The following is an 11505-nucleotide window of genomic DNA, read 5'->3' as shown; positions in this document are numbered from 1 at the left end:
TAAAAAGAAAAAGCGTCTAGCTAAATCAGGAAAAGACATTTACCCCAGGATGTAACTACCTTTACCCCGATATGTAACGGCCTTTACCCCGGTGTGTAACGGCCTTTACCCCGGTGTGTAAAGAGTCTTTCCCCGGCATGTAACGTCTTTTACATAAGGATGTAACAACGCTGTAAATGTAATGTATTGACAATAAGTTCCTAAACCCATCCATCAGTTTACCACTTCTTATACTGCAAATGACTATTTCTGCCATCCTCCTTCATCGTGGAATATAGAATTAAATAATAATCACACAAAGTATATTTTCAGCAAAAAACTTTTAAATAAATAATAAAAACACCACCTTTGTAGTTCATTCTTTCAGAGTCTATGTGGAATAGTACTTTACTATACAAAGACACTACCATTCAGAATGCGTAAATGTAAGATGAATCAATATGCAGAAAGAAAATGATACTTTATTGGTAGCCAAGTTGAGAGAAGGCAATAAATTTGCCTTTGAAGCATTGTACGAAAAATACAGTGCCAGGCTGTACAACACCATCGTCCTTCTCGTATATGACAAATCATTAGCCAAAGACATCACCCAAAGCAGCTTCATGACGATATGGGAAAAACGCAGTAATCTGGATACCGAGAAAAGTTTTCCGGCATATCTATGCACCATCGCACGCAACATGGTATACAAAGAAACCGAACGAAGATTATTACACAACAAATTTGTAGAAAACAAGCTGAAAACAGAAGCAGAGGCTATCGAGGAAGATACGATGGATATGGACGTCTCCATCATTGAAAAACAGATAGAGCAACTTCTGCAAAGCCTGCCAGAAGTTTCACGGGAAGTCTTTCAGCTGAAAAGAGCAGGAAAACTGTCCAACAAGGAAATCGCCTCACAGCTAGATTTGACGGAACGTGCCGTAGAGGCTCATTTCTACCGTACTATGAAACTACTGAAAGAAGAATTACGCAAATTCATCATGCTTTTCCTCTCCTTCTACTTTCTAAATAATTGTTAAAGCACGAAAATCCGTGAGTGTTTTGGCAGGCATACAGATATATACTACAGAACATGGATAAAAAAGACAGTCATATTGAACTTTTGGATCGTTTCTTTCGAGGACTGACCAGCCCTGAAGAAGATGTACAGTTGAAATCATGGATTAAGCGACCGGATTTTCAACAGAAATTTTCCGCATACTATCAGCAATGCTGGGCACTGGCTCCGGACACGATGGACAAAGCCGTACAAAATGAAATGTTCACCGAACTTTTAAGCCAGATAGACGCAAGTTCCACCACGGAAACGAAGGTCCTGAAAACAAGGAACCGTTTCCTGCGTCAGATTGGGCGCTATGCTGCAGTTGCCTGCATCATATTGGCAGTGGGAAGCGGAGCCTATTATGCAGGAGTCAAACGACCGGCCGATGACGCCAATACAGAAGTCACCATGTCCGTATCCAACGGGCAGAAGGCCGACATCATTTTGGCTGACGGCACAAAGGTCTACATCAATTCTGATTCAAGAATTGTATATGACAACACTTACAACAAGAAAACACGTATGGTCTCCCTGGAAGGAGAGGCCTATTTTGAAGTTGCAAAGGACAAGGAAAAGCCTTTCATCGTGAAAGCAAATGGCATCAATGTACAAGCGTTAGGTACAAGCTTCAATATACGTGCACATAAAGACGATAAATCAGTAGCTGTAATCCTGATAAGTGGAAAGGTTAAAGTAGACGACGGCAGACACGAGGCATATATGAAGCCAAACGAAAGGCTCGTTTGCAACCTGACCAATGGACAGTTCGAAAAAAGCGAGCTTCATCCTAATGCAAGTTATTTGCTATGGAGAAGCAATGAACTAGCGTTCTACGGTGAATCTTTTGAAGAAATTTGTACCATGCTTACACGAATGTATAATTGCAAATTTATATTCAAAAACGAGAAAGTAAAACAATATACTTATCACGGCATCATCAAGAATAGCAGTTTGAATAATGTATTAGAATACATCAGCCAAGCTGGCGGCATTAATTACAAAATAAAATCTGATAATACGATCGTAATATATTAGTAGTGTTTAATAAACTCTTTATGTTAACTTAAAAAGGAAAATATGGAATAGATTTTATAAACTTTTTACTTCATCAAACACAACTGCCAGCTTTCGGCAGCAAAATAAAATTCTAGTTTAAACATTCACGAGAAATTCGTCATAAGTTACTCTAATATCTTATTAGAGCAGGTCTTTGGTACGCCTTTCTCAAAATAAAAAACAATTAATCTAATATTATTAGACATGAGACAAAACAAAATGATTATGCGGTCTTTAGTACTGCTGGGTGCCCTGTTTTTCTGGGGAAACAGCTTCGCCCAAATCAGTTTATCTGTAAACAAGCAGACCATCAAGCAGATTATACCGCAAATTGAAAAAGCTAGCGGTTATAACGTATTCTACACAGACAAACTTCCCAATCTTGAAACAAAAAAGGATTTAAATGTATCAAATGCTTCACTTGAGGCCGTATTGAAAGAATTATTTAAAGGAACGAAAATCTCCTTTGAAATAAAAGCAAACAAGCAGATTTTGCTGTTCCAGCAAACCAACAAATCTGTAGGTGCTAAAAAGAAAGTAACCGGTAGAATCGTAGACGAAAATGATGAGCCGCTTATCGGAGCTTCCGTTATTATCAAAGGCTCTACACAAGGAACAATAACCAACATTGACGGTGAATATACATTGGAAGATGTGCCGGAGAAAGCTACTCTAACCGTTTCTTACGTAGGCTATATACCGGCATCTGTTGCTGTCAACGGTAAAAACGCAATCAATGTAGTGCTGCAAGAAGATTCAAAGACTTTGGAAGAAGTTGTTGTTATCGGTTATGGTACCGTAAAAAAGAAAGACTTGACCGGTGCAGTAGGTTCTGTGGGAGGTGCAGAAGTAGCCGCCCGTAAAACAACTTCCCTTTCCACCGCTTTGCAAGGAACCATCCCAGGGTTAATGGTAACCCGTAACAATAATGCGCCTGGTGCAAATGCAGACAAGATATATGTACGTGGTATCACAACCATCGGGAATTCAGATCCTCTGGTTATCGTTGATGGAGTGCCTGGTGACATCAATTCAGTAAATGCCAACGACGTTGAGAGCATTTCTGTATTGAAAGATGCTGCTTCCGCTGCTATCTATGGTTCTCGTGCCGCTGCCGGCGTTATTCTTGTCACCACCAAAAGAGCCAGTGACAAGGAACTGTCATTGACCTATAACGGTGAATTCGGTTGGGAAATACCTACCGCAGAGCCTGAGGTTGTAGGCGTGCAACGTTTTCTGGAAATGGCTAATGAATTACGATATACAGATAATCCGGACGGTGGCAAATACCAAGCCTATTCAGAAGATCAAGTTAATAACTGGGTGAAAAACAATGCAACCAATCCCAACCAGTATCCTATAACCGACTGGCAAGATCTGATTCTTGAGAAATCCGCAACCCGTCAAAGTCACAGTATCCACCTTTCAGGCGGTAGCAAGGTTGTTAAGACCAAAGCATCCTTGGCGTATGATGAAGTAGGCGGTCTGTACGGTGACCGTTATTTCCAACGCTATACATTACGTGTAAACAATGACTTCAACATTACCCAAAAGTTAAGTGCTACATTGGACTTCAATGTTAAGCGCACTAAACACCACATGCCGCAATTCACTCCATTCGGAATGATGCGCTACATGCCTGCTATTTATGCAGGAGTATGGGATGACGGCCGTATAGCTGAAGGCAAATCGGGAGCCAACCCTTATGGATTGATGAAATTGGGTGGTACAACAGAAAAATGGTACACAGCATTGGGCGGTAAAGCATCTATTGATTTCAAGCCTTTTGACGGATTTAAAATTTCAGCAATCGTTGCTCCTCGCTTTAATTACGACAAGTTCAAAACATTCAAGAAAGCAGCCAGCTATACATTGGCAGATGATCCCAATACAATAGGGGGATACTTAGACAACAGCGGACTATACAACACAACCAAACTCTCAGAAACCCGCAATGACAGCTACAATGTCACTACACAATTAATAGCAAACTATGCAAAGAAGTTTGCCGGAAAACATGACATCAACCTTATGGCAGGTTACGAAAACTATTACGAATATATTGAAGAATTAGGTGCTGACAGAGACGGCTACGTTCTCACGAACTTTCCATACCTCAATAATGGACCTAAAGATTTAATTGGCAACTCTGGAAAAGGAAAAGAGTACGCTTATCGTTCCTACTTCGGACGTGTCATGTACAGCTATGCCGACAGATATTTATTCCAGGCTAATATACGTCATGACGGCTCATCACGTTTTGCAAAGAAACACAGATGGGGTACATTCCCTTCCTTCTCTGCCGGTTGGGTACTCAGCGAAGAAAATTTCATGAAGAATCTTAATTGGGACTGGCTGTCATTCTTGAAGATTAGAGCTACATGGGGAGCATTGGGTAATGAACGTATTGGCGATTTTCCATATATGTCAACCATTGCATTTGGGAACACTATTTTCTATCAAAACAACGGTATTTATTTTGACCAAACTGCATCTCAACAGAAATATGCCATTGAAAATGTAACATGGGAGAAAACTGAATCTACAGACATTGGGTTAGACATTTCTTTCTTGAACAACCGCTTACGTGTGAACGGTGACTATTACTGGAAAAATACTAAAGACATGCTATTAGCAATGGCTATCCCTGATTTTCTAGGATTCTCTGACCCAGACGTCAATGCCGGCAAAATGTCAACCAAAGGTTATGAATTGAATGTCAGCTGGAATGACCACATCGGTGACTTCAGCTACGGAATAGCCATTAACTTCTCTGACTTCACCTCCAAAATGGGGGATTTACAAGGAACCCAATTCCTCGGTGACAAAGTTAAAATGGAAGGCAGTGAATTCAATGAGTGGTATGGCTATGTTAGCGATGGTCTTTTCCTGACAGAAGAAGACTTAAAGAATTCTCCCAAAATCAATGATAAGAACACTCAATTGGGCGATATTAAATACAAAGACATATCTGGTCCTGACGGTGTACCCGACGGAAAGATTTCTCCTGAATATGACCGAGTATTACTAGGCAGCTCATTACCCCATTTCCTATATGGTGGTAATATCAATTTGGGCTACAAAAATTTTGACCTTTCATTGGCATTCCAAGGTGTCGGAAAACAAAATGCACGCTTGGCAAGAGAAATGGTAGAACCATTCCGTAACAATTACGGGAATTTCCCCGCCATCATTGATGGAAACTATTGGAGTCCTTATAATACGGACGAACAAAACGCAGTTGCCAAATATCCTCGTCTAACCCATGTAAACAAAAGTTCCAACTATGCCATGTCAGATTATTGGCTGTTCAACGGAGGTTATTTCCGTCTCAAAAATATAACTTTAGGCTATACATTCCCTAAAGAATGGATGAACGCAATAGGTATCAAAGGTGCACGCATTTATGCCAGTGCTTCCGATCTATTCTGTTTGAGCAAATATCCGAAAGGATGGGACCCTGAAATGGGAGTAAGTGAATATCCTATCACAACATCTATATTGTTAGGCGTATCTGTTAACTTTTAAAAGAAAGAAAAAAAATGAAACATAAATTTATAATATTAGCTTTAGGACTTGGATTTTTAGCAAGTTCCTGCAATGACTTGGACTTAGTTCCATTGTCTGAGGCCTCCACTGAAAACTGGTATTCTTCAGAAGAAGAACTATTGATGGCTGCCAATGAATTCTATAAAATCGGATATTGGAATAAAATGAACCAGGGACTTCTGGAACAAGCCACCGACAACTTCACCTATAGAAATGTGAATCGTTGCAACCTCCTAGACGGTACAGTAAATGGTGATGGTGGAACAGAGAACTGGTATCCAGTAGAGCAATGGCAATCAAACTATAAATGTATAACGATGGCCAATACATTTCTTGAAAAATCTGAGCGCGCCGAAAAGGCTGGTGTCTCTGAAAAAATATTGAATCAATACAGAGGAGAAGCTTACTTTACAAGAGCTTGTAAATATGCAGTACTCGTTTCTTTCTTTGGTGATGTTGTCTGGCTAGATAAGAATATTTACATTGAAGAAGCCTTCCAAAAAGGACGTACTCCAAAAAAAGAGATTATACCTTTAATTTACCAAGACTTCGACAAAGCAATTTCTATGTTACCAGTATCTTATACCGGTAACTCGACACAACGTTTCACAAAAGGTGCTGCATTAGCCATGAAAGCACGTTTTGCCCTTTACATGGGTGATTGGGAACTTGCGGCCGAATCAGCTAAAGCGTGTATGAATTTGCAAGCTTATCAATTACATCCCGACTTCAGCGACTTATTTCTGATGAATACCAAAAATTCCATAGAAAGCATTCTTGTATTCCCACGTTCCGTGCAATACAACATTCTATACGATGCTACTGCCACAAAAAATGAGCTGCCTAGAAATGCTGGAGGATACGGTTCGTATGCACCCTCTTGGGACTTGTTGGCTTCGTTCCTCTGTACAGATGGGTTGCCCATTGACGAGTCACCTCTTTTTGATCCCCACAATCCTTTCAAGAACCGTGACCCCCGTTGTACTGCCACCATTGTAGAATTTGGAACCCGCCATTGTAGCTTTGACTTTGATCCTCATCCCGATGCATTAAAAGTAATGAACTACAAAACCGGTAAAATGGTAACCAACCAAGATACCCGTGCCAATGCGCAATACACCTCATTCAATGCATTGCTATGGAAAAAGGGTATTGACGATTCTTGGGTAGATAACAAACAAAAAGTGGAAAGTGACTATATTGAAATACGTTACGCAGAAGTATTGTTGACTTATGCAGAAGCCATGATTGAACTGAACAAGATTGACGAATCTGTATTAGAAGCCATCAATAGTGTACGTGCCAGAGCATACGGAGTGAAATCTTCTGAAACAGACAAATATCCGGCAGTAACAGCACGTGACCAAAAGTCCTTACGCCAGACAGTCAGACTGGAACGTCGCGTAGAGTTTGCTAAAGAAGGACTCCGCTACATGGACCTCATTCGTTGGAAATTGGCAACCAAAGCTCTGAACACCAAGAACTACGGCATTCTATATCCTGCTGACATATTAAGAGACAAAGTTACATCAAAAGGACTGTGGTTCTGGCCTACTACACCACAGATAGATGAAGATGGAATCGCAGACTTCTCTGCTATGGAAAAAGAAGGCTTAATCCAAGTACTTTCCCAGCGCAAATGGGACGAACGGCAGTATTTATGGCCAATCCCCACATCTGAAATCATTATTAATGAAAACATGAAACAGAATCCAGGGTATTAACGGTTAGACATTATAGGTAAAAAGATTGTGAATAAAAGGATAAACAAACTGTAATGAAAGGACTGCCCCTGCAAATTAGAAATCCAGGGCAGCCCTTTTATACCGTTTCCACAACAAAATAAAGAACCGCATATTTATGAGAAGAATTATATTGATTTTAAGTCTACTGTTCTGTAGCCAGCTTATCACAGCCTCCAATCTATTGATAGAAGCAGAAAGCTTTGACCAAAAAGGAGGATGGGTAGTAGACCAGCAATTCATGGACCTTATGGGGTCACCCTATCTAATGGCTCATGGAATGGGGATCCCGGTTGAGGATGCTTCCACTACCATATCTTTTCCCGAGAGCGGTACATATTATGTATATGTACGTACCTATAACTGGACTTCTCCCTGGCATGATGGCAAAGGACCAGGAAAGTTCACTCTAAAAATCGGTAATAAAAAGCTGCCTATAGTTTTAGGGGATGAAGGCAACCAATGGATGTGGCAACCCGCCGGAAAAATTTCAGTAAAGGCTGGGAATAGTAATCTAACATTAAAAGACTTGACCGGTTTCAATGGCCGTTGCGATGCTATTTATTTTACAACAGAAAAAGAGCAACTACCTCCTAACGAAACTGTACAACTGACAGATTTCCGTAAAAAGATGCTGGATATTCCAGCCGAACCGGAGCAATACTCCTATGATGTGATTGTAACTGGTGGCGGTATAGCCGGTATGTGTGCAGCCGCAACCGCTTCCAGATTGGGATGCAAAGTGGCATTAATCAACGACCGCCCAGTACTTGGCGGCAATAATAGCTCTGAAGTCAGGGTTCACTTAGGGGGCAATATCGGAGTAGGCCCCAATTCCGGACTGGGACGTATGATAAGAGAATTCGGACATTCTAAAGAAGGAAATGCCAAACCTGCCGCAAACTATGAAGATGAAAAGAAGGAGCTTTTTATCGCCAATGAAAAGAATATCACCCTTTATGCCAACTACCGTGCCATATCTGTAAAGACCGATGGCAACAGAATAGAATCTGTCATCATCAAGCATATAGAGAATGGAAAAGAAGTGGAACTGAAAGCACCATTGTTCTCCGACTGTACCGGAGACGGCACCATCGGGTATCTGGCCGGTGCAGACTACAACATGGGACGCGAATCCCGTGCCGAATACGGAGAAGAGCTGGCACCAATTCAACCGGACAAAATGACAATGGGTTCATCCGTACAATGGTACTCTGCAGACAAAGGTAAACCTACCCGTTTCCCTATTTTCTCGTACGGTCTGCAATTCAATGAAAAAAATTGCGAAAAAGTGACGATGGGTGAATGGAAATGGGAAACCGGCATGAACTTCAATCAAATCGACGACTTCGAACGTATACGTGATTATGGCTTAATGGTCATCTATTCTAATTGGAGTTTTCTGAAAAATGAATTAAAGGACAACAAGAAATATAAGAACCGCGCATTGGACTGGGTAGCCTATATTGCCGGAAAACGCGAGTCACGCCGATTGTTGGGCGATTATATTCTAAAGCAAGATGATATAGATAAAAATGTCTATCACGAAGATGCCTCCTTCGTCACAACCTGGAGCATCGACCTGCATTTCCCGGATTCGCTCAATGCATCACACTTTCCTGATGCGCCTTTCAAAGCAGCAACCAAACACATCCATATATATCCTTATGCAGTGCCCTATCGCTGCCTATATTCCAGAAATATCGAGAATCTTTTTATGGCGGGCCGCAATATCAGTGTTACCCATGTGGCACTGGGCACTGTCCGCGTAATGCGTACCACCGGAATGATGGGCGAAGTTGTCGGGATGGCGGCTTCCTTATGTAAAAAGTACAACACCACTCCGAGAGGAGTATATCAGAAACACCTACCGGAATTGAAAGCACTGATGAAAGAGGGAGTAGGAAAAAAAGAAGGGATTCCCGATAATCAGAAGTTCAATGAACAAAAATTATTAAAAGAGCCTCGTATATTTATCATTGAAAAAAACAAGAAGTAAGAAACACGTTGATACTACAATTTAAGTATTAATAAAACACGCATATCATGAAAAATATTCTAACATTATTATTTGTCCTTTTCGGAGGATATTCGTTACACGCACAAGATACTTGTTACGGCCGTCTGAAAAATGACACTTTAACCATCGGAAACAGCTTGGTCGAACGTACCTTTTTGTGGAACGGGGGAAATATCATAACTTACCGTCTGACCGACAAGAGTAATGGAAAATCATGGAAGAACCACAGCCTTACTCCAGATTTCAGAGTAACGAAAAATTTGCCGCAACCATCAAACGGTTCACTCAAAGTAGTTCCCGTAAAAGAGACTAAAATATTTCCCGCTTATCTGAAAGTAGAAGTTTCTTTCAGCCTGGAGAAGCTAGATATAAAACGGGTATATCGTATTTATGATGATTGTCCAGCCATAGCCTGCGACACCTATTTAAGAGGAACAGTAAACAGTATTTTCGGAGGCAGAGAAGTTAGTGCAGCCGACCGGAAGAATATTGAATTCGCCGAAGACATGAAATCTAAAGAAGTAACCGCTGTACTAGACCAGTTCCATTTCCAAGGACAACATTGGCACGCTCGCAGCGTGGAATTTTCCGATGTGACCGACTGGCACAACAACCTGGTTTTCGAGAAAGAGATTATTTCCTATCGCAAACTGGGATATCGCGGCAATCTGCTGTTTGCCTTTAATGGCGAGGACAACTGTGGCATCTTCTTTTTAAAAGAGGCTCCCTGCTCTTCGGTACAATTAGCCTATCAAGGAAAGGATTTTCTGACTGATTTCGGGAAGTTTACAGTAACCGGCCTGGGCATTACCGAGAAAGACGTGACTCCCGACCGTTGGACCAAAACATACGGATGCGTATTGGGAATATACGGAGAAGATGAACTGAGCCGACTACAAGCGCTTCGTTCATATCAGAAGAATATACGTACTTACCGGGCCGACCGCGACGAGATGATTATGATGAACACCTGGGGAGACCGTAGCCAGGACTCAAAAGTAAACGAATCCTTCTGTTTGAAAGAACTGGAACGCGCCGCCCGTCTGGGAATCACCCATTTCCAGATTGATGATGGCTGGCAAATAGGTAAAAGCCCTAATTCAGCTGTAGCCCGCGGTTCATTCAAGAACATTTGGAACAATAAAGACTACTGGAAACCCGATCCGCAAAAGTATCCACGTGGTTTGCATCCCATCGTAAAACGTGGCAAGGAATTAGGTATTGAAATCGGTCTTTGGTTCAATCCCAGCATACAAAATGATTTTGCCGATTGGCAGAAAGATGCGCAAGCACTCATCAGCCTCTATCGCGAATACGGCATCAAAGTATTCAAGATAGACGGGCTCACCATTCCCAGTAAAGAAGCCGAAACAAACCTGCACCGCTTATTCAACAAAGTGCTGGAAGAGACGGACGAGGAAGTGATTTTCAACCTTGATGCGACAGCCAGCCGCCGCGGAGGCTACCACATGTTCAATGAATATGGAAATATCTTTCTGGAAAACCGTTATACCGACTGGCAGAACTACTATCCTTACTGGACTTTGCGTAACCTCTGGATGCTTTCCAAATATGTTCCGGCAGAAAAGCTGCAAATAGAGTTCCTGAACAAATGGAGAAATACGGATAAATATAAAGGAGAAGTCTTCGCTCCGGAAAACTATTCATTTGAATATCTGTTTGCTACGACTTTAGCAGGACAGCCGCTTGCCTGGATGGAAGGTACCAATCTACCCGAGGAAGCATTTACATTACGGGAACATACAGAAGCCTACAAGAAATTTCAGCATGACATGCATTCCGGCACTATCCTACCCATAGGAGATGAACCGTCGGGACGCTCTTGGACCGGCTTCCAGTCTCTAAAGAAAGATAGAGGATACTTGATTGTGTACCGTGAAAATCATCCAGAAGGGACTGCAGAAGTCGAAACCTGGCTGCCAGAAGGTGTCACTGTAAGATGTACCCCACTGATGGGACACGGCAAAGCTATGACAGCAGTAACCGGAAAGAAAGGAAGGCTGGAAATCTCTCTGCCATCAATCAATGACTATGTTGTCTACAAGTATGAAATTAAAAACAAACGCTAAAAT

General features: G+C 41.6%; 6 protein-coding genes. All 6 read left to right on the top strand.

The annotated features are described in order from the left end of the window. Positions 1-440 precede the first annotated feature (440 nt). The 6 genes from DW096_RS18520 to DW096_RS18495 all read left to right on the top strand — a co-directional run bounded on the left by DW096_RS18520 (position 441) and on the right by DW096_RS18495 (position 11502). Positions 441-1022 carry an RNA polymerase sigma factor gene (locus DW096_RS18520; RefSeq protein ID WP_005829818.1) on the top strand — a complete coding sequence of 194 codons (582 nt, stop codon included), beginning with the start codon at positions 441-443 and terminating at the stop codon, positions 1020-1022. 53 nt (positions 1023-1075) lie between these two features. After that, on the top strand, positions 1076-2080 hold the full coding sequence (locus DW096_RS18515) for a FecR family protein (protein ID WP_005829816.1): 1005 nt from the start codon (positions 1076-1078) through the stop codon (positions 2078-2080). 225 nt (positions 2081-2305) lie between these two features. Next, a complete protein-coding gene (locus DW096_RS18510; protein WP_005829814.1) occupies positions 2306-5629 on the top strand; it encodes a TonB-dependent receptor in 3324 nt (1107 codons plus the stop codon). 14 nt (positions 5630-5643) lie between these two features. Beyond that, the gene (locus DW096_RS18505; protein ID WP_005829812.1) at positions 5644-7374 is read left to right on the top strand and encodes a RagB/SusD family nutrient uptake outer membrane protein; all 1731 of its coding nucleotides are present in this window, start codon (positions 5644-5646) and stop codon (positions 7372-7374) included. A gap of 136 nt (positions 7375-7510) precedes the next feature. Continuing rightward, positions 7511-9391: an FAD-dependent oxidoreductase gene (locus DW096_RS18500; protein WP_118931025.1), complete on the top strand. Its 1881-nt coding sequence runs from the start codon at positions 7511-7513 to the stop codon at positions 9389-9391. Positions 9392-9438: 47 nt separating this feature from the next. After that, entirely contained in the window at positions 9439-11502 is a 2064-nt protein-coding gene (locus tag DW096_RS18495; RefSeq protein ID WP_087331555.1) for an alpha-galactosidase, read from the top strand. Positions 11503-11505 lie beyond the last annotated feature (3 nt).

Origin of the sequence: Bacteroides sp. AM07-18 (assembly GCF_003602695.1) — a bacterium.
GTDB classification, from domain to species: Bacteria; Bacteroidota; Bacteroidia; order Bacteroidales; family Bacteroidaceae; genus Bacteroides; species Bacteroides uniformis.
Note: the sequence above shows the minus strand (reverse complement) of the source record. Positions and strands in the feature narration are given on the sequence as shown.